Origin of the sequence: Vibrio sp. MEBiC08052 (assembly GCF_001506075.1) — a bacterium.
Lineage (GTDB): Bacteria > Pseudomonadota > Gammaproteobacteria > Enterobacterales > Vibrionaceae > Vibrio.
Window position 1 is genome coordinate 2768969 of sequence record NZ_KQ947475.1, and the last position, 19908, is coordinate 2788876.

Below are 19908 nucleotides of genomic sequence, written 5' to 3' on the forward strand. Positions count from 1 at the left end.
TAACAAGTCCCATCGGGATGACTCACTGTTGTATCCGTCATTCAGATCGACATATCAACCGCTTTTATCCCAGCGGGCCCGCAACAATGGTTTCTCTGAGCCCTTCAATAATATGCTGTCCCGTTTCGGTTTTTAATGACTTATACCAAGCCAAGGTCTGCTCCATCTGTTTTCCATGGGTAATATCGCACCGCTTTCTCGCTTTCAAAACCAGAGATTTCACCCGCTCTAATCGTTCGTTTTGATAATCAAGCAACGCAGTTTTAATATCATGATGTCGTGAAAAGGATTGTCCCAAAACTACTGCATCTTCCATCGCTGCACACCCACCTTGGCCAATATCCGGGGTGGTACTGTGTCCGGCATCTCCCAGTAAAGCGATCCGGCCATTAACCAACTGCTCAAAAGGATCAATATCGTGGATCTCGATTCGGTTGGTTGTTTCAGGATTAATTTGCTCAATCAATGTCTGAACATTAGGAGCCCAATCGCGAAAATAACGCCGGAGATCAGCTTTCAAAGTTGTCCGATCTTCCGCGAGTCCTTTCGGCAAAGGGACATCGAAAAAGAAATAAAATCGGTTGTCAGCAATCGGCATCACCGAAACTCGCTTGCCTTCTGCGACAAAAGTCGTCCATTGATCCGCTGGTGCAATCGCTGTATCGATCTCAACCAATCCATTCCAGTTGACATACCCCGCATATCTTCGTTCGACTGAATGACCTAAAACATCCGCACGAACTACCGAATGTGTGCCGTCCGCGGCAATCATAAAGTCACCTTCGGCAACAGATCCATCACTGAACCAAGCCATCACCCCTTCCTCGGTTTGTTCGACCCGCTCAACCCGCTTACCGAAATGAATTTGCTCACGCCCCCACCAATCCAGCATACTGGCTTGTAAATCAGCACGAGAAACCGGGCAAGGTCTTGTTCCGACCACTTCAACTAATGGCATCAGACTGAAACGAGTCATAGTGGTACCGGAGAAGCCATCCTGATAAGACATATAGTGCATCGCACCACCCAACTCATCGATGATATGGCCCATACCGAGATGATGCATACATTTCACCCCATTCGACCATACGGAAATAGCTGCCCCTACCGGTTTAATCTCTCTGACCGCTTCATAGATTTCACATGTGATTCCGTTTCTTTTCAGTGCAGCAGCGGCAGACATACCACCGATTCCTGCCCCGATAATGAGCGCTTTCATCACTTCACCTTATCCCTATTATTGTGCTGAATAATAAACGGCAAGCATAATTTATTCCACGGCAAGCTTGATGCTAAGAACATATAATCAATTGTTTTTTCAACATAAAAATAATAGTTTATTTGTCGTAATTCTCACCTTGGTTCAAATCTGTGCACACGGAAGAATAAACGTTTTAGTTTGGTGCGACATCACTCGCAATGCGTTGCTCGCCCACGGACCATATCTCAAACCGCGACATAATCAGCGCGGCTATTTATTTTATATATAGATAAATCCTACGACACGCCTCAATATTGCAAGTAACAAAAATGAGAATTTCAAAATAAGATGATCGACAATTCAATAAAACAAATAAATGAAACAATGTTTTGGATTTTTTATATAACAAATGGTAATAATATAAATGAGCGTTTTATTTGCTCAAATTATTTATGATAAGAATCGATATCCTATCCATATAAAAGCGAGAAGGGAACATATTATGATTCATCGAGCAACGGTGGTTCTACTTTCATTTCTGTCATGTCAGTTTGCAGTGGCGAGTGATTTGACACTCATGCTATACCAACAAGATGCACAGACCATCCTGAGTTGGTCATCTGATCAGGATAGTATTGTTCGTCAAGAAGTTTACCGAAAATCCACATTGTCAGACGAAGGAGAAAGAATTGCAGTTCTGACCCCAGATGAAAGAACGTTTGAAGATACAACAGCAGATGGCTACAACGATTATTACTACCAGATCAAAGCAGTAGACGATCAGGATCACATTTTTACCTCAAATAATACCAGTACAAACCCCAGCGAAGAAAATTATTTAACCACCAGTTTAGCGGCTGCCAGTTCATCTGAGTGCTACGCTGGTGCTGTGATTAAGAACAAAACGGTTGACTGCCAAGGCAAGACGATCGGATTAAGTTGTAACGGGGATAAAGAGGGTCAAAAAGCCGTCCTGACCTTACATAACGCAACTGTTAAAAATGTCCGTATTTCTAAGAATGGCGGTGCAGATGGTATTCATTGTGAATCCGGTAACTGCACCTTACAAAACGTCATTTGGGAAGATATCTGTGAAGATGCAGCCACCAATAACGGCAAGAAAATGACCATTATCGGTGGGGTTGCCTACAATAGTGCCAATGGCCCGGGCGGCAAGCCTGATAAAGTCTTCCAACACAACTCTAAAAATAGCACCACAGAAATCCGCGGTAACTTTACCCTCACAGGCGAACACGGAAAAATGTATCGTTCTTGCGGAAATTGTACCAACAATGGCGGGCCTAGATATCTTTCAATCAATGGTGTTAAAGTGGATGCTAAAATCGGTTCAATTGCCGGCATCAACGGCAACTATCGAGATTCGGCCACCATCAGAAACCTGAAAATCAAAAATTATAAAACCGGAAAACCAAAAGTCTGTGTCGAGTATGTCGGCATTCAGAAAGGTCAGGGTGAGTCGAGAAAAATAGGCGAAAAGTGGAATACCAGTGCCTGTAATGTCTCTCAATCAGATGTTAGAAAGCTGTAATCCTTGTTCTAAGAGATAAAAACAGAAACCCCGTATAAACGGGGTTTCGCTTAAAATGATCGGTTACTAATTTTTTATGATGTCTTATTCTTCACTCTCTACATCGAACAAAGACTCCATGTTCAAGCCTTGTTTCAGTAGAATTTCTCTCAAACGACGTAGTCCCTCGACTTGGATTTGACGAACCCGCTCACGCGTTAAATTAATCTCTTTGCCAACCTCTTCTAAAGTGGATGGTTCATATCCGAGCAAACCAAAACGTCTTGCCAACACTTCTTTTTGTTTAGGATTCAGTTCATCTAACCAATGTAGGAGTGAAGATTTGATATCATCATCTTCTGTCGAATATTCCGGGTCATAGTGTTTCGCATCAGGAATGATATCTAACAATGCTTTATCACCATCACCACCAATAGGTGTATCAACAGAACTAATACGTTCGTTCAAACGGAGCATCTTACTGACATCATCAACCGATTTATCCAGCTCAAACGCAATGTCTTCCGCTGTTGGTTCATGGTCTAACTTCTGTGACAGCTCACGTGCTGTACGTAAATAAATATTAAGTTCTTTGACAACGTGAATAGGTAAACGAATCGTTCTGGTTTGATTCATCAACGCCCGTTCAATCGTTTGTCGGATCCACCAGGTTGCATACGTAGAAAAACGAAATCCTCTTTCAGGATCAAACTTTTCAACGGCCCGAATCAACCCGAGATTACCTTCTTCGATTAGATCCAGCAAAGCCAGACCACGGTTACTATATCGGCGAGATATTTTGACGACGAGACGTAGGTTACTCTCAATCATTCGTTTACGAGCGGCCTCATCACCTCGGAGAGCCCGACGTGCGTACAAGATTTCTTCCTCTGCGGTTAACAAAGGAGAAAAACCGATTTCGCCTAAATAGAGTTGAGTCGCATCTAAACTCTTGGAAGTTACTTCATAATCTTCTCGAGTTTCGACGGTTGCAGCGTCAGAACTGACCTCATTGTCCAATGTATTGAGATCAAACGCTTCTGAATCAAAATCAAATTGATCGACCTTAGTTACTGAATTGCTTTTACTCATGATGCCTCCCCCTGGCGAGCTAGCAAGACACTACTACTTTTAATGTCGCTATATGGTGCTTACGCTTATCAATTCAAATACTTATGGTAAGTAGCGTTTTGGATTCACTGGCTTACCCTGATAGCGAATTTCAAAATGTAAACGAACACTGCTGGTACCGGAACTCCCCATCGTTGCGATTTTCTGGCCAGCTTTTACACTTTGTCCCTCACTCACTAGCAACCGATCATTGTGCGCGTATGCGCTAAGATATTTATCATTATGCTTAATAATCACAAGATTTCCGTAACCTCTTAAAGCATTCCCCGAATAAACCACGGTTCCTGCTGCGGAAGATACGACGGACTGACCTCGCTGCCCTGCAATATCAATCCCTTTATTTCCTTGATCAATAGCTGAAAACTGTCGGACAACCCTCCCCTTTGTTGGCCATAACCACCTATCAATTTTTGTGGCATGTGCTAAATTAGTAGTTAGTAAATTAGAATTAACATTTTCTTTACCTGCGGATTCACCATACCCCTTTGATTGTGAAGATTCAATACTTTTACCTGACGGTTTTTTAACTTTGTCATATTTATTCTCTAAATTGTTAGAGATTTGCTTATTCTTAGAATCTTTTAATGAGACATTAGTTAACACTTCACCAGAACCTTTGATCCCTATCCCATTTTTACTCGCAACAGCAGACTGAGACTTCCCATAAGAAGGCGGAGTATAAGCAGGTTTCCACAAGTGTAGTTTTTGACCGGGATAGATTGTATAAGGGGGAGACAGGCGGTTGTAACTGATCAAATCTTCTACATTTTTATCGGTAAGGTAAGCAATAAAGTAAAGTGTATCTCCTTTCTTAACTTGATAGTAACTCCCTCGGTAACTTCCCCGAGAAGCCTTCTTTACGTCAGACACCGGAGCGGGTGATGTCGCGACACATCCCATCAGATATATTGATAAAACTGCCAAAATTAAAAGTCTGATGCTGCTTCTCATCGTTAGGCTAAATCACCTGCAACTAAAGGAACGAACCGGACCATTTCAATGATTTCTGAATGAAATGACTCATCATTCCGGGTTATTCTCAGTAGCTGTTGCTCATCGCTACCAACAGGGATCACCAATCGTCCCCCGTCAGCCAACTGATCCAACAGCGCTTGAGGTATTTCAGAAGCAGCAGCTGTGACAATAATGGCATCAAAAGGTGCCTTGGTGCGCCATCCCTGCCAACCATCGCCATGTTTCATGGATACGTTGTAAATATCCAGTTGTCTTAGACGACGCTTTGCTTCCCATTGCAATGTTTTAATTCGCTCAATTGAACACACATGCTCCACTAAACGTGCCAATACCGCGGTTTGATACCCGGAGCCGGTGCCTACTTCCAGTACCCGACTTGTCTGTGTCAGTGCTAACAGCTGGGTCATCTTGGCAACGATATAAGGCTGGGAAATCGTCTGCCCCAACCCTATCGGTAATGCATTATTTTCATACGCCTGATGGACCATGGCCTGTGAAACGAAATTCTCTCTCGGTAACTCACGCATAATGTCCAGAACACGTAAATCTTCAATGCCGTTTCTGACAAGAAAGTCGATCAACTTATCAGCGAGTGAATTTGACATATCAGTTACCTTTCTAACCAATCTGTCATCGCGTTGATCGACTCATGAGCGGTCAAGTCCACTTGCAATGGTGAGATCGAGACAACCCCATGATCAACGGTGTAAAAATCAGTGCCTTCCCCCGCATCCTGTTCTTTCCCCGGAGGTCCCAACCAGTAAATATCATGTCCTCGCGGATCTTTTTGCCGAATCATACTTTCCGCATGATGGCGAGCTCCCAGGCGAGTCACTTTCATACCGTGAATTTGGTCCAACGGTAGATCAGGAATATTGACATTCAGCAATCGATTGGTAGGGATCGGAGAATGCAGATGCTGTTTTACAATCTGGCGGGCAATATGAGCGGCGGTGTCAAAATGTGTCTCACCCACCAAAGAGAATGCGATTGATTGTACGCCTAAAAAATGCCCTTCCATCGCTGCGGCAACGGTTCCCGAATAAAAAACATCATCGCCTAAATTCGCGCCGTGATTAATACCGCTCAAGACCAGATCGGGTAAAGCATCTTTCATCAATTCATTCAAAGCATAGTGAACACAGTCCGTTGGCGTCCCTTGAACAGAGTAAACCGCCGATGCGATTTGCTGAATACGGAGGGGTTGCTCCAGTGTCAGAGAGTTGGAAGCCCCGGAACGATTTCGATCCGGAGCCACAATCACGACTTCAGCCAAATCAGACAATGCTTCAGCTAAAGTATTAATTCCCCGAGCATAGACACCATCATCATTGCTCAACAAAATTTTCATCAATTAGAACTCCCTTTCCACAGGTATTTCTTCGATTAGCTCTCGTAATAAAGAAGTCGCAAAGCATCCCGCATCAAGCGAAAAATTCAATATAACCTCATTTTTTCCCAGCTTCCAATCCAGTTGCTGAGGTTTGAGAGCAATATTCCGCCTTTCATGCTTCATGCGGTTTCCGCGAATCAATGTCATTAAGTCAGGTTCATCATCGACAAATCGCTGTTCTAAAGCGAGTGCCTCACCGCTACTCGGCAATGCATTATCTCCAGCCAGCGCGGCTGAAATGCCGGCCTGATGCTGCGCAACGGACGATTGCCACAGGGTCAGCATATCGTCACCTTCAATGCGGAGCTGTTCATCCCCTTGCAGTACGATGTCGCCATCAATCAAATGATGAAAACAATCCCTTGAAATCCGTTCTGAGACGATCTGGTTAAAGATCCAAGAGCGAGCTGTAGAAAGGTAGAGACTGCGCTGATTCTGGTTGCGAGAGCGGACATTCTCACGCCCCCATCGCCGGGCCTCATTCAAGTTATTTCCCTGATGACCGAAACGTTGCGCACCAAAATAGTTCGGTACAGCTTGCTCACGAATCATGTTCAACCGCTGTTCGACATCCGCGATATCCGAAACTTCTGTTAACGTAATCTGAAAATGATTTCCGCGCAGATCTCCCGGCCTTAATTTGCGCCGATGGCGGGTAGTTTCAAGGATCTCAATGTGGGGATAACGCGTCAGAAAGGCAGAAAAGTCCGGTGTTTCTCCTTTCGGTAAGTGAACACTCAACCATTGCTCGGTGACAGCATGGCGATCTTTTAACCCCGCCCAGCTCACATCTTTTGACTTCACACCACATGCTTTGGCTAACTCATTGGCGACAAAGCTGGTATTTTCTCCGGCCTTACGAATGCGCACCATCAGGTGCTCGCCCACGCCATCCAGTGGAAATCCGAGATCTTCCGTGACGATAAAATGTTCAGGTTTTACTTTAATTTTCGCCTTCGCAACTGGTTTCCCATACAAATAGGCCAGATTGGCTAAAACATCATCCATTCGGATATCCTCGCTATGATGGTCAAGCCATCCCCCTGACGGGGTTATTTACAACTGAATTCATGACAAAATGCGTGAATTACTTCATCAATAACACAACAGCTTCACAGGCGATCCCTTCCTTACGTCCGGTAAATCCCAATCGTTCGGTTGTCGTCGCTTTCACATTGACATGACTGATATCTGTCGCCAAATCATCAGCAATCAAAGCTCGCATTTGGTCAATATAAGGCGCCATTTTCGGTACCTGAGCAATAATCGTAATGTCTGCATTGCCCAATCGATAGCCATGTGCAATGACTTTTTGATAGACACTCCGCAACAGCTCGCGACTATCCGCACCCTGCCACTGTTCATCCGTATCCGGGAAATGACGTCCGATATCCCCGGCAGCAATGGCGCCCAGTAATGCATCGGTTAATGCGTGCAAAGCAACGTCTCCATCGGAATGAGCCAGCAGCCCTTGTTCATAAGGGATCGACACTCCGCCAATCATGATTGGCCCTTCGCCTCCAAACTTATGAACATCAAACCCATGACCAATTCTAAACATAACGGTTCCTTACTGCTTTATTCTCTAGGATATACATTTTTTAGGCCGATAATTCTCGGCTGAGATAAAACTCAGCCAGAGCTAAATCTTCGGGTTGTGTAATCTTAATATTATCGGCATAGCCCGACACAATACGAGGTTTGTCACCATGCCATTCCATGACCGACGCTTCATCAGTTACGGCTATATGCTGAGCAATCACCCGGGATAAAGCCCGATGTAACTCAACTGTCCGGAACATTTGAGGAGTCAATGCGTGCCAAAGGTTCTCTCTCTCTACGGTGCCGACAATATCTTGGGTGTGATTCGAACGCTTCATCGTATCCCGGACCGGTGCTGCCAAAATCCCCCCCACATCATGTGGCATAACTGCTTCAATCAAGCGATCAATATCACTCAAACGAACACATGGACGCGCAGCATCATGCACCATCACCCAAGTTGTCGGTATAGACTTCACCACATAATCGAGCGCGGCAAAGACCGAATCTGAACGTTCCTGCCCGCCGGAAACCCGAATGATATCAGGATCAGAAGCGAGAGATAATTGACTGAAATAAGGGTCATCATCACTGACGGCAATCACAACCTTGCCAACCTGCGGGTGGGCACGCAACTTTTCGACTGTATGCTCCAGAATCGTTTTGCCGTGAATCGTCAAATATTGTTTCGGTTTATCGGTTAACATCCGCCGACCGACACCGGCAGCCGGAATCACCACTGAAATAAGTTCCTGTCTCATCTAGGGGTGATCCTCATTGATAACACGGTAAAACGTTTCACCCTCTTTCACCATACCAAGCTCATGCCTTGCTCTTTCTTCAATTGCATCCAGCCCCTGACGTAAATCATCTATTTCTGCATACATTTCTTTATTTCGTTTTTGTAAATGAATATTGACAGAACGCTGGATCTCTATTTCATCAGAGACACGATGAAAATCAGCAACGCCATTTTTGCCAAACCACAATGAATACTGGAGCAGCATTAAAAATAGAGTCAGTGTTAAAGCAAATACTCGCATGACGCTCACTTGTGATTTCAAATAGGATTATCGGGAAGTCTATCAAAACTGACCGAAAAGAACTTCCCTCTTATACCATAAGTCCGTTAAAGGACAACTTACTGACCGCAGGCCTTGCGACACGACGGTTCACCACAATTAATAAGCCCAGTACAGTAAAATACCACCGAAAACGATGCGGTAAATACCAAACGCATTGAATGTAAAGCGGTTCAGAAAAGCGAGGAAAACTTTCATCACAACCCAAGCGGCGATATAAGAAGTGATAAAACCAACAATCAGAGGTAATGCGCTTTCACCTTGAAAACTTTGATGATGTTTCAATAAGTCCAAGCCACTCGCAGCAAGCATGACTGGCAAAGCCAACAGAAATGAAAATTCAGCACTCGCTTTACGACTGACGCCTACGAGTAAAGCACCAACAATCGTTGACCCGGCCCGACTGGTTCCCGGCACTAAAGCAAACACCTGAGCAATCCCAATCCAAATCGCTTGCCGATAGGTGATCTGATCCAATGTTTCAGCCGTCGGAGCATGATTTTTCAAAAAGCGTTCCACCATCAGAAAAATAATTCCCCCGATAATGAACATGATCGGGACAACCTGAATGGTAAACAGGACTTTCACTTGATTTTGAAACAGAAAACCGATGGCTGCGATGGGTAAAAACGCGATGACAACTTTCATCCATAACGTAAGATATCGGGGATGGAAGCGCTCTTTATAATTGGTCAGTACAGCCAAAATAGCAGAAAGCTGAATAATGACTTCAAAAGCTTTATTACTCTCAGTTTGGGGTAAACCAAGCCAATCACTGACAATAATTAAATGTCCGGTTGATGAAATTGGTAAAAATTCGGTAATACCTTCAACCAATCCAAGTATAACACTATGAATTAAATCCATTATTTACTCTTTATGTTGGAAAAATAAGTTTCAGTGAACCAGAATTCTACAGGCTTCAAAACTTCCAGATTGTCAGCCTTAAGCCAAATTTGCCGAACACTTCGTCCGTCACCCGGCAATAGAAGATCAGGACACAGTTCAAACAGTGGCTGAATCACAAACGGATATTGGTAAATATCTTGACGGGGTAACTGCGGGGCTTCAGAGCGGACAACATCACCAAATAAGATGATATCCAGATCCAATGTCCGATCCTGATATTTTTGGGCATCGGGCTGTCGCCCCCAGCTTAGCTCGATATCCTTGAGCATTCCGACCAAAGCAGTCAATGAAAGATCGGTACGCATTTCAATCACTAAATTGAAAAATGCCCCACCCTGAAACCCTTGTGACGGTGATTCATAAATCGTTGAAAGACGAAGTTGATCTCCCAACTTTTTCAGTTCACTGACCGCGACCTCGACATGCTTATGTCGGTCGATATTGGAACCGACACCGACATAAACCAACGTCATAACAGGCCCCTTTCAATCACGACACCAACACCAACAGCCTGAGCAACGGCTCCCGGTTTCGTCAGACGGATCCTGAGCCAAGGCACCGCAAAAGTTGTCATGATCAAATCGGCGACCTCTTCAGCGACACGTTCTATGAGTAAAAATCTTCCATTTTCAACATATTGGATGACTTGTTGGCTCACCTGAGCATAATCCAACGCATCAGTGACATCATCACTCTTACCAGCCGGGCGATTGTCATGCGCCATTTCAATATCGAAAACGAGCTTCTGCTTAATCTGCTGTTCCCAATCGTAAACACCGATCGTTGTAACAACAACTAACTGTTCTATAAATACTTTATCCATCAATTATCTCACTACATTTCTATCCCAAATATTGAATTGAGATAAAAAATAATCGTCCTGTATTATCTATCACCAGACATGACCTCAAAGATGCCCGGAAAGCGAGCATCATCAGATGCACAACAAAGATTTCGGTCTAAAACCGCATTTTAAGATCATTTTGGCATATACCCAAGCCTCATTGGGATGACTTAGGTATAGTGATTATCATATACTTAAACGATTTCAATATGCGAAATTAATATAGATTTTTATCGATATAGCCATACACCTAAACTTGCACGCAACTCAGGGCCCAAATGACGCCATTGATACTTCTGATCATTATCTCAGCTTACCTGCTTGGCTCGATTTCAAGTGCAGTGCTCGTGTGTCGTCTGTTCCGGCTTCCCGATCCCAGAGAGTCCGGTTCTCATAATCCGGGCGCAACAAACGTTCTCAGAGTCGGAGGGAAAAAAGCAGCCGTAATCGTTCTGCTATGCGATATGCTGAAAGGCACAATCCCGGTCTGGGGAAGCTACTTTCTGGGGGTAACGCCATTTCTGCTCGGCGTTATCGCGATTGCCGCCTGTTTAGGGCATATCTATCCTATTTTCTTCCATTTCAGAGGAGGAAAGGGCGTCGCGACAGCATTAGGCGCAATCGCACCGATCGGAATGGACTTAACCGGGGTTGTGATGGCGACATGGCTGATAACGCTTCTTGTTTCCCGATACTCCTCGCTGGCAGCATTGGTCACCGTATTACTCGCGCCACTCTACACTTGGATGATCAAACCCAATTACACCCTGCCTGTCGCCATGCTGTGTTGTCTGATTGTTTTCCGACATCAAGAGAATATAAAACGCCTGCTCACTGGCACAGAACCCAAAGTCGGTGAAAAAAGCTGATCATACAATCAAGGCCAAAGCACACCGACAATAGCCTTGATTGGATAGGTAAGGTTTATGAGATTTAACGTGTCAGTGTTCCGAGGAAATCTTGCAACGCTTGGGTGACGAACTCGGGTTGCTCCAGATTACTGATATGACCCGCCTGAGGAATCACAATCAATTGACTCCCCGCGATTGCATCTTGCATCAGATGTGACTCTAACACCGGCCGAGGCTTATCTTGCTCACCCACCATGATCAATACTGGCAGATTCAGATCACCGATTTCATCTATCAGATCCCGGCGACCAAACACGAGCTTGCCGATTCGACCCATCTCAGCAACCTGCGGACCCGATGTTTCCATCAAAAACATTCGAAACGCAGTGACAAAATCGGGTTCTGGCGTTTGCTGTAAAGCATGCTCGGAGAAAAACATCGGCACAACTTGTGGAATCAACGGTTCAGGAAAAGACTGCGTTGCAATTGCCGCATCAAGCATCGCAAAATATTTGGCGTGCATCACTTCAGGCTCAAGCCCGATAAAGGTATCCATCAAAACCAACGCCTTTACTCGCTCTGGTGCGATCAATGCCAGCTCACTCCCCCACATGCCACCGACAGACAACCCAATCACCGAAAATGATCCAATGGCAAGATGATCCATGAGTGCCAACATATGCCCGGCGTAATCTTTCAGCGAATGCATCGTGTCAGGGGCAGCATCAGATTGACCGTGCGACCACAAATCAGGAACGATACATCGATAATTCCGGCTCAACACTGCAACTTGTGGTTGCCACATCTGGCTATTCCAAAGGTAACTATGACCGAACAGCAACACCTCGCCAGTTCCGACATCCTGATAACGCATGGTTTTGCCGTTCACTGTAAATGATTTCATTCGTTTGATAACCTTCTATGGTGATTCGTACTATTTTTTTATTGGTAACGATTATTTATTAGCAACGATCATTATTGGTAACGCTCACTGATTTTGAATAATCACTGACAGAAAAACAGCCCTAGCTATCATCTAATCTAGCTAAAAAGCACGGGTTGGACATCACACTTGGGCTGCCATTATTTAGAATTAAAGTTCTCAGGCATGGACTGCCTGAAGCTGATCAATTGGCCAGCGGGGCGTCGCCTGAACGGCGAGACCGGATGCTTCACCATTTTTGAAGCGTTGCATACCGGCATAAGCAATCATTGCCCCGTTATCAGTACAAAATTCAGTTCGCGGATAATAAACCGCACCACCGACTTTCTGTGCTAACTGGGCTAGATCGGCTCTCAATCGTTGATTGGCACTCACTCCGCCAGCAATCACGATCCGCTTCAATCCGGTTTGTTCCAGTGCCCGACGGCATTTGATCACCAACGTATCACATACGGCTTCCTGAAAAGCGTAAGCGATATCTGCCCGGGTCTGCTCATCATCGCCATGAGCGGCAATCGTATTGGCAGCAAAAGTTTTCAATCCGGAGAAACTCATGTCCAGCCCCGGCCGGTCTGTCATCGGGCGAGGAAAACGAAATCGTCCCTGAGTGCCCTTTTCAGCCAGACGAGCCAATAACGGCCCTCCCGGATAATCCAGTCCCATTAATTTTGCCGTTTTATCGAAGGCTTCTCCGGCCGCATCATCGATTGATTCACCGAGAATCCGATACGCACCAATCCCGTTAACTTCAACGATCATGGTATGCCCACCCGAAACCAACACGGCAACAAAAGGAAACTCAGGCGGATTTTCCTCCAGCATCGGTGCCAGCAAATGCCCTTCCATATGATGAACCGGTACTGCCGGCACATTCCAGGCATAAGCGAGACTACGTCCGATCGTGGCACCGACCAGCAAAGCACCGACTAACCCCGGTCCGGCGGTATAAGCCACACCATCAATATCTTCCGGACGACAATTAGCCTCGGCCATCGCAGCCTGAATCAGAGGAATTGTTTTTTTAACGTGATCCCTTGAAGCAAGCTCAGGGACAACGCCACCATAATCAGCATGAAGTTTTATCTGACTATATAATTGATGAGCCAGTAAGCCTTGTTCATCATCGTAAATCGCAATCCCCGTCTCATCACAAGAGGTTTCAATACCTAATACACGCATAATTTTCCGGAAAACTTCCATCTCGACATCAAAATTGACGCCATGTTACCTTGCCTTCAGATGACAGACAAATTTTGCACAGAGATTCATCCATAAAATACTTTACAAAGCCTTTCCATTCGGATTAAAATTCCGCACCATTTTTGATTGTGCTGGTAAGTACCGGAAACATTCCGACTAAGCAAGACCAGCGTTAACGAATATCCCCTGAGGTGAAAGGCATATGCCAGTAGTTAAAGTACGTGAAAACGAACCGTTCGACGTCGCTCTGCGTCGTTTCAAGCGCTCTTGTGAAAAAGCAGGTATTCTTTCTGAAGTGCGTCGTCGTGAGCACTATGAGAAACCAACCACTGTTCGCAAACGCGCTAAAGCAGCAGCTCAAAAGCGTCATGCTAAGAAGCTAGCTCGCGAAAACGCTCGTCGCGTTCGCCTGTACTAATAACTCCTTCGGAAAGGAATGAGTTATGGCTCTGATTGACAAGCTCAAAGAAGAGCAAAAACTTGCGATGAAAGCCAAGGATAAAATTCGCCTTGGCACTATTCGTTTAGCCATGTCAGCAATCAAACAACGTGAAGTCGATGAGCGAATTACGCTAACCGACGATGATATCGTTGCCGTTCTGACAAAAATGGTCAAACAACGTCGCGATTCTGTCGCACAATATGAATCTGCGGGACGACAAGACCTAGCAGATGCGGAAAGCAACGAAATCACAGTACTTGAGGAATTTATGCCTCAGCCATTCACTGATGATGAAGTGCTGCAACTCATTGGTGACGCAATTACCGCTTCCGGTGCTCAAAGCATGCAGGATATGGGTAACGTCATGGCTGTATTGAGACCGCAAATTCAAGGGCGTGCAGATATGGGAAAAGTCAGCGGCTTAGTGAAAAGCAGACTCACTTAACCCACTCCTCTAAACATCAAGCCGTGCTATTCTATATGGCACGGCTTGTTTGTATACACGCTAACATGTAAATTAGCTATCTACAGTAACATTAGCTATCAGGTCTTATGGCTGGGTATATTCCTCGAAACTTCATCAATGATTTACTCGCTCGACTGGATATCGTCGATGTTATCGACGCTCGCGTCAAACTTAAAAAAAAGGGTAAAAACTACAGCGCCTGCTGCCCTTTTCATAATGAAAAAACCCCGTCCTTTAGTGTCAGTCAAGACAAACAGTTTTATCACTGCTTCGGCTGTGGTGTGCATGGGAATGCCATCGACTTCATGATGGAGTACGAACGTTTAGAGTTCGTCGAAGCCATTGAGGAGTTAGCCGGCTTACTTGGATTAGAAGTACCGAGAGAAAAAAGCGCAACACCATTCGATGCCCAAAAATCACAGGCGCGCAAAGAACAAAAGCGCACCTTGTATGATTTAATGGAACAGATTGCACAGTTTTACCGCCACCAACTCAGACATTCCAGCAGTAAAGTGGCTATCGATTATTTAAAAAATCGTGGACTATCTAAGGAGATCGTCCAAAAATTCGGGATCGGCTATGTCGCTGATGAATGGGATCTGGTTCATAAAAATTTTTCCCGTTCGCCAGAATCAGAGCAGATGCTTACCGCAGCGGGAATGCTGGTTGAGAATGACAACAGGCGTCGCTATGACCGTTTTCGAGGCCGAGTCATGTTTCCCATCAGGGATCGCCGCGGCCGTGTAATTGGCTTCGGGGGCCGAGTCCTCGGGGACGGGACACCCAAGTATCTCAACTCACCGGAAACCGATATTTTCCATAAAGGGAAAGAGTTATACGGTTTATACGAAGTCCTTCAGGCGCATCGTGAACCGCCACAAATTCTGGTGACTGAAGGTTACATGGATGTCGTTGCTCTGGCTCAGTATGGCGTTGATTATGCGGTCGCGTCTTTGGGAACATCGACAACCAACGACCATTTGCAGGTTCTTTTCCGACAAACTAACGCTGTCGTTTGTTGCTATGATGGTGATAATGCCGGACGGCAAGCCGCATGGCGTGCATTAGAGAATGCGATCTCACTACTCAGTGGTAATAAAACCCTGAAATTTATGTTCTTACCGGACAAAGAAGATCCTGACTCATACATCCGTCAACACGGTACAGAAGCATTCGAACAACAAGTTCAGCAATCGATGCCTTTCTCTGATTTCCTGTTTCAGGGACTTATGGCACGCGTGGTTGACAACAGCAGCCGGGAAGGTCGTTTTCGAGTCGTCCACCTGGCAGAACCTTTAATTAATCAGGTTCAAGATGAGGCGCTGAAAATTTATCTGTGGGAAGAATTGTCATTACGCACCGGCCTCGGCGCCAATGCTATTCAGGCGGCATTGAATAAAAAGCAAATTTCGGAACAAACGCCGGCTATCCGTCCACAGACGGAAATGAAGCGCACGCCAATGAGAGAAGTTATCGCTTTGCTTCTACAAAATCCGAACTATGCTGATAGAATACCGGATCTTTCAAGTATCGCGACACTTGATATTCCCGGTTTGAGCTTATTTATTGAGGTCCTTGAAAAATGTCGAGATTACCCCAATGTAACAACAGGCCAGCTACTTGAAAACTGGCGAGGCCATCGAAATGAACCTCTTCTATCACGTCTTGCCAGCTGGGATATCCCACTCGTAGAAGACAATCAAGAAGAAATATTTTTAGACTCACTGGATAAAATTATTACCCAGTGTGTTGAAAAACAAATTGAAAATCTGCAGGCAAAAGAGAGAAGCGTTGGTTTATCAGCTGACGAGAAAAGGGAACTGCTAGCGTTAATGCTAGATTTGAAAGCGTAATCCCTTATTTATAGCCAACAAATGATTAATTTGTTAGAATACGTGGTTTGCATTCCGCATACTAATTCCGTCACTAGAAATGAAGTTGGATACCGTCTATGGATCAAAATCCGCAGTCACAGCTTAAATCACTTGTCCTTAAGGGCAAAGAACAAGGCTATCTGACCTACGCTGAAGTCAATGACCACCTCCCTGCAGAAATTGTAGATTCTGAACAGGTAGAAGACATTATTCAGATGATTAACGACATGGGTATCAAAGTAGTGGAAACTGCTCCTGATGCTGATGATCTGGCACTGAATGATGATACGAACATTACGGATGAAGATGTTGCAGAAGCAGCCGCAGCAGCTCTCTCCAGTGTTGAAAGTGAAATTGGCCGTACGACAGATCCGGTCCGCATGTACATGCGTGAAATGGGAACTGTCGAGCTTCTCACTCGTGAAGGTGAAATCGATATTGCAAAGCGCATTGAAGAAGGGATTAACCAAGTTCAAAGCGCTGTTGCAGAATATCCGGGAACAATTCCTTATATCCTTGAACAATTCGACAAAGTTGAAACTGAAGAGTTAAGACTGACCGATTTGATTTCAGGCTTTGTCGATCCAGATGCTGATGAAACAACATCACCAACTGCAACCCATATCGGTTCAGAACTGACTGGCGCGGATCTGGACGATGAAGATATGCCTCTGTCATCGAAGAATAAAGATGATGAGGAGGAAGATGACGAAGATGAAGAGAGTGATAGCAATGACGATGATGATAGTGACGATGATGTCGGTATCGATCCTGAGCTAGCACAAGAGAAGTTCAATAATCTTCGTAATAAATATCGTGATTACCAGTTAGCGTTGAATGAATTTGGTGAGTCGAATGAACAAACGTCACAAGCATCCGATCTGGTTCTGGATGCCTTCCGTGAGTTCCGTCTGACACCGAAACAATTTGATAATCTGGTTGACACACTTCGTGGTTCGATGGATCGGGTCAAAACGCAAGAACGCTTAATCATGAAGCATGTGGTTGAACATGCCAAAATGCCGAAAAAAGCGTTTATTACTGCATTTACCGGCCATGAGTCTGACGAAAACTGGTTAGATACCCTTCTTGCATCTGACAAGCCTTATGTTGACAAAATTCGTAAGAGCGAAGAAGACATCCGTCGTTCGATCCAGAAACTCAGAGCGATTGAAGAAGAAACTTCTTTAAGCGTTGTTCGGATCAAAGATATCAGCCGCCGCATGTCTATCGGTGAAGCGAAAGCGCGTCGAGCCAAGAAAGAAATGGTTGAAGCGAACTTACGTCTGGTAATTTCAATTGCGAAAAAATACACCAACCGAGGCCTGCAATTCCTTGATTTAATTCAGGAAGGGAATATCGGTCTGATGAAAGCTGTTGATAAGTTTGAATACCGTCGTGGTTACAAGTTCTCTACTTACGCAACTTGGTGGATTCGTCAGGCAATTACCCGCTCGATTGCGGATCAGGCTCGGACGATTCGTATTCCGGTACATATGATCGAAACCATCAACAAACTGAACCGTATTTCTCGTCAAATGCTTCAGGAAATGGGTCGAGAGCCGCTGCCGGAAGAACTGGCAGAGCGGATGCAAATGCCGGAAGACAAAATCCGCAAAGTGCTGAAAATTGCCAAAGAGCCTATCTCAATGGAGACACCAATCGGTGACGACGAAGATTCGCATCTGGGTGATTTCATTGAAGATACCACGCTGGATCTGCCAATTGACTCAGCCACTGCGACCAGCTTAAAGGCTGCGACGCGTGATGTTCTGGCAGGTCTGACACCTCGCGAAGCAAAAGTGCTTCGGATGCGCTTCGGTATCGACATGAACACAGACCACACTCTTGAAGAAGTTGGCAAACAGTTTGATGTCACCCGTGAACGGATTCGTCAAATCGAAGCCAAAGCACTGCGTAAATTACGACACCCAAGTCGCTCAGAAACACTTCGCAGTTTCTTAGATGAGTAAGCCTGATTTAATGTAATGAACAAAAGGTGAGCAAATGCTCACCTTTTTTATTGACTGTGATTTAAGTGAATAAATTATAAGCATATTTAGTCATCATTGAGGCTAGACAGCATCAGGCGTATCCCCTATAATCGTCCGTCTTAAGGGGCCTTTAGCTCAGTTGGTTAGAGCATCCGACTCATAATCGGCAGGTCCTGGGTTCAAGTCCCGGAAGGCCCACCATATTTATCAAAGACTTAAGTGTGATTTTCACCTTAAGTCTTTTTTATTTCTAGCTTCTGTGTAGCAGATATGTAGCAAATTTTCTAAGAATTTTGTGCTGTGTAGCTGTGTAGCTGTGTAGCTGTGTAGCTGTGTAGCTGTGTAGCTGTGTAGCTGTGTAGCTGTGTAGCTGTGTAGCTGTGTAGCTGTGTAGCTGTGTAGCATAGCCTCCCCTCCTATTTTCATACTTGCAACCCTTTTAAAGAAACTGGTTTAATATTCTCAATGAAATAGAGGCTCATGGAGTTCTATCAGGTAGGCCTATCACTAGAAAACTTTAGAGGCAGTTCCACAGATGAAAATATCCGAATTTTGGGTAACTGGTGATAAAAGGCAAGACAGCGATGAAAAGTGGCTTAACTGTTTGCTGCATAAAAATGGATAAAACGATTCTGGACAAATCTGAGCTAGCCTGATCAACTGGCTCAGTGTTAGACACCTATTAGTTACAAAAAACGCTTAGCGGTAATACTGGACTCTCTCAAGCGCGAAAACGTGATTTAAATAGCCTAGTTATGCTTTATTGCTCGACAACAGTGAGATACCAAAGCCAATAAATATTGTACCCGCAGCCCTGTTAATTAAGCTGCTTAGATGACTTCTGGAGAACAAACTTGCAAATTTAGATGTAACAAGAGCATAAGAACAAAGGGCCGAGAAAGAAAAACAAGCAAACGTCAGCGAAAGCGCAAAAAACTGCGGCATAATTGGTTGTTCTACGTTTAAAAACTGAGGAAATAAAGCTGTGTAAAATGCGATGGCTTTAGGATTAGTTACTCCTACGAGGTAGGACTCTAAAAATAAGCGAAGATTGCTTTTACAAGTAGTATAACTTTCCTCGGTAATAACTTTACTTTTGTCCGAAATCCAATACTGAATTCCAAGATAAATAAGATACGAACCACCTAATATTTTTATAGCCAAATACAGATATTCTGAAGTGAGAATCACCGTACTCAACCCCGCAGCCGATAACGCAGCCATACTCAACATAGCCAACACGTTACCAAGCATACCCGAAAGTGCCTTTTTTAATCCGTAGATAGCGGTATTCTTTACAGCGAGAAAGATAGCAGGGCCGGGTGTAAACGTGGCTACAATGCATATCAACAAAAATAACAAATAGTCCATGATTTAATCTCCATAAATCTAAACAAACCGGTTGGATTGTAACCATCATGCACCGTTTCTTTAGTCACTTCAATTTGTAGTCAGAGTGTTAGTGAGTAGCGGTGCTTACCATGGATTAGCTAAATTTACGCAAAACAGCCTTACTCCCAGATTAAGGAGACA

21 protein-coding genes and 1 tRNA gene are annotated in these 19908 nt (G+C 44.6%); 7 read left to right on the forward strand and 15 right to left on the reverse strand.

Going from position 1 to position 19908, the window contains the following annotated elements; translation table 11 throughout:
- Positions 1-64 precede the first annotated feature (64 nt).
- Positions 65-1219, reverse strand: coding sequence for an FAD-dependent urate hydroxylase HpxO (gene hpxO, locus VRK_RS12060; RefSeq protein WP_059121595.1), 1155 nt, complete (start codon positions 1217-1219; stop codon positions 65-67).
- 484 nt (positions 1220-1703) lie between these two features.
- Between hpxO and VRK_RS12065 the strand changes: the two genes are divergently transcribed.
- Entirely contained in the window at positions 1704-2750 is a 1047-nt protein-coding gene (locus VRK_RS12065) for a pectate lyase (RefSeq protein ID WP_059121596.1), read from the forward strand.
- 84 nt (positions 2751-2834) lie between these two features.
- Here the strand turns inward: VRK_RS12065 and rpoS are convergent, their stop codons facing one another.
- The 11 genes from rpoS to folB form a co-directional block, all read right to left on the reverse strand.
- Positions 2835-3821: an RNA polymerase sigma factor RpoS gene (gene rpoS, locus VRK_RS12070; RefSeq protein WP_059121597.1), complete on the reverse strand. Its 987-nt coding sequence runs from the start codon at positions 3819-3821 to the stop codon at positions 2835-2837.
- Positions 3822-3902: 81 nt separating this feature from the next.
- Entirely contained in the window at positions 3903-4811 is a 909-nt protein-coding gene (locus tag VRK_RS12075) for a peptidoglycan DD-metalloendopeptidase family protein (protein ID WP_059121598.1), read from the reverse strand.
- A 2-nt stretch (positions 4812-4813) separates the two neighbouring features.
- On the reverse strand, positions 4814-5440 hold the full coding sequence (locus VRK_RS12080; RefSeq protein ID WP_059121599.1) for a protein-L-isoaspartate(D-aspartate) O-methyltransferase: 627 nt from the start codon (positions 5438-5440) through the stop codon (positions 4814-4816).
- Between the two features lie 5 nt (positions 5441-5445).
- On the reverse strand, positions 5446-6186 hold the full coding sequence (gene surE, locus VRK_RS21295) for a 5'/3'-nucleotidase SurE (RefSeq protein WP_059121600.1): 741 nt from the start codon (positions 6184-6186) through the stop codon (positions 5446-5448).
- Between the two features lie 3 nt (positions 6187-6189).
- Positions 6190-7236 (reverse strand): tRNA pseudouridine(13) synthase TruD, encoded by a 1047-nt coding sequence (gene truD / locus VRK_RS21300; RefSeq protein WP_059121601.1) that lies wholly within the window; start codon positions 7234-7236, stop codon positions 6190-6192.
- Positions 7237-7315: 79 nt separating this feature from the next.
- Positions 7316-7789, reverse strand: a complete 474-nt coding sequence (gene ispF / locus VRK_RS12095) for a 2-C-methyl-D-erythritol 2,4-cyclodiphosphate synthase (RefSeq protein ID WP_059121602.1) — start codon at positions 7787-7789, stop codon at positions 7316-7318.
- 40 nt (positions 7790-7829) lie between these two features.
- Positions 7830-8531, reverse strand: coding sequence for a 2-C-methyl-D-erythritol 4-phosphate cytidylyltransferase (gene ispD / locus VRK_RS12100; protein WP_059121603.1), 702 nt, complete (start codon positions 8529-8531; stop codon positions 7830-7832).
- Positions 8532-8813 (reverse strand): cell division protein FtsB, encoded by a 282-nt coding sequence (gene ftsB, locus VRK_RS12105; protein WP_059121604.1) that lies wholly within the window; start codon positions 8811-8813, stop codon positions 8532-8534.
- A gap of 138 nt (positions 8814-8951) precedes the next feature.
- Positions 8952-9719: an undecaprenyl-diphosphate phosphatase gene (locus VRK_RS12110; protein ID WP_059121605.1), complete on the reverse strand. Its 768-nt coding sequence runs from the start codon at positions 9717-9719 to the stop codon at positions 8952-8954.
- Positions 9719-10234 (reverse strand): 2-amino-4-hydroxy-6-hydroxymethyldihydropteridine diphosphokinase, encoded by a 516-nt coding sequence (gene folK, locus VRK_RS12115; protein WP_059121606.1) that lies wholly within the window; start codon positions 10232-10234, stop codon positions 9719-9721. Before folK ends, VRK_RS12110 begins: the two co-directional genes overlap by 1 nt.
- Positions 10231-10584 carry a bifunctional dihydroneopterin aldolase/7,8-dihydroneopterin epimerase gene (folB, locus tag VRK_RS12120; RefSeq protein ID WP_059121607.1) on the reverse strand — a complete coding sequence of 118 codons (354 nt, stop codon included), beginning with the start codon at positions 10582-10584 and terminating at the stop codon, positions 10231-10233. Before folB ends, folK begins: the two co-directional genes overlap by 4 nt.
- Before the next feature lie 299 nt (positions 10585-10883).
- Here folB and plsY point away from each other — a divergent pair, with 299 nt between their 5' ends.
- Positions 10884-11474, forward strand: a complete 591-nt coding sequence (gene plsY, locus VRK_RS12125) for a glycerol-3-phosphate 1-O-acyltransferase PlsY (RefSeq protein ID WP_059121608.1) — start codon at positions 10884-10886, stop codon at positions 11472-11474.
- A gap of 64 nt (positions 11475-11538) precedes the next feature.
- On the opposite strand, the gene VRK_RS12130 is transcribed toward plsY, so the two are convergent.
- Together VRK_RS12130 and tsaD are read right to left on the reverse strand one after the other, a co-directional pair.
- Positions 11539-12360 (reverse strand): alpha/beta fold hydrolase, encoded by an 822-nt coding sequence (locus VRK_RS12130; protein ID WP_059121609.1) that lies wholly within the window; start codon positions 12358-12360, stop codon positions 11539-11541.
- A 198-nt stretch (positions 12361-12558) separates the two neighbouring features.
- A complete protein-coding gene (gene tsaD, locus VRK_RS12135) occupies positions 12559-13578 on the reverse strand; it encodes a tRNA (adenosine(37)-N6)-threonylcarbamoyltransferase complex transferase subunit TsaD (protein ID WP_059122754.1) in 1020 nt (339 codons plus the stop codon).
- Between the two features lie 223 nt (positions 13579-13801).
- Between tsaD and rpsU the strand changes: the two genes are divergently transcribed.
- The 5 genes from rpsU (at position 13802) to VRK_RS12160 (ending at position 18576) form a co-directional block, all read left to right on the forward strand.
- Positions 13802-14017 (forward strand): 30S ribosomal protein S21, encoded by a 216-nt coding sequence (rpsU, locus tag VRK_RS12140; protein WP_001145625.1) that lies wholly within the window; start codon positions 13802-13804, stop codon positions 14015-14017.
- A 25-nt stretch (positions 14018-14042) separates the two neighbouring features.
- Positions 14043-14486 carry a GatB/YqeY domain-containing protein gene (locus tag VRK_RS12145; protein ID WP_059121610.1) on the forward strand — a complete coding sequence of 148 codons (444 nt, stop codon included), beginning with the start codon at positions 14043-14045 and terminating at the stop codon, positions 14484-14486.
- A gap of 107 nt (positions 14487-14593) precedes the next feature.
- Positions 14594-16360 carry a DNA primase gene (gene dnaG, locus VRK_RS12150; RefSeq protein WP_059121611.1) on the forward strand — a complete coding sequence of 589 codons (1767 nt, stop codon included), beginning with the start codon at positions 14594-14596 and terminating at the stop codon, positions 16358-16360.
- Between the two features lie 98 nt (positions 16361-16458).
- A complete protein-coding gene (gene rpoD, locus VRK_RS12155; protein WP_059121612.1) occupies positions 16459-18354 on the forward strand; it encodes an RNA polymerase sigma factor RpoD in 1896 nt (631 codons plus the stop codon).
- A 145-nt stretch (positions 18355-18499) separates the two neighbouring features.
- Positions 18500-18576, forward strand: a tRNA-Ile gene (locus VRK_RS12160).
- A 552-nt stretch (positions 18577-19128) separates the two neighbouring features.
- Here the strand turns inward: VRK_RS12160 and VRK_RS12165 are convergent.
- Positions 19129-19746, reverse strand: a complete 618-nt coding sequence (locus tag VRK_RS12165) for a LysE family translocator (RefSeq protein ID WP_059121613.1) — start codon at positions 19744-19746, stop codon at positions 19129-19131.
- Positions 19747-19908 lie beyond the last annotated feature (162 nt).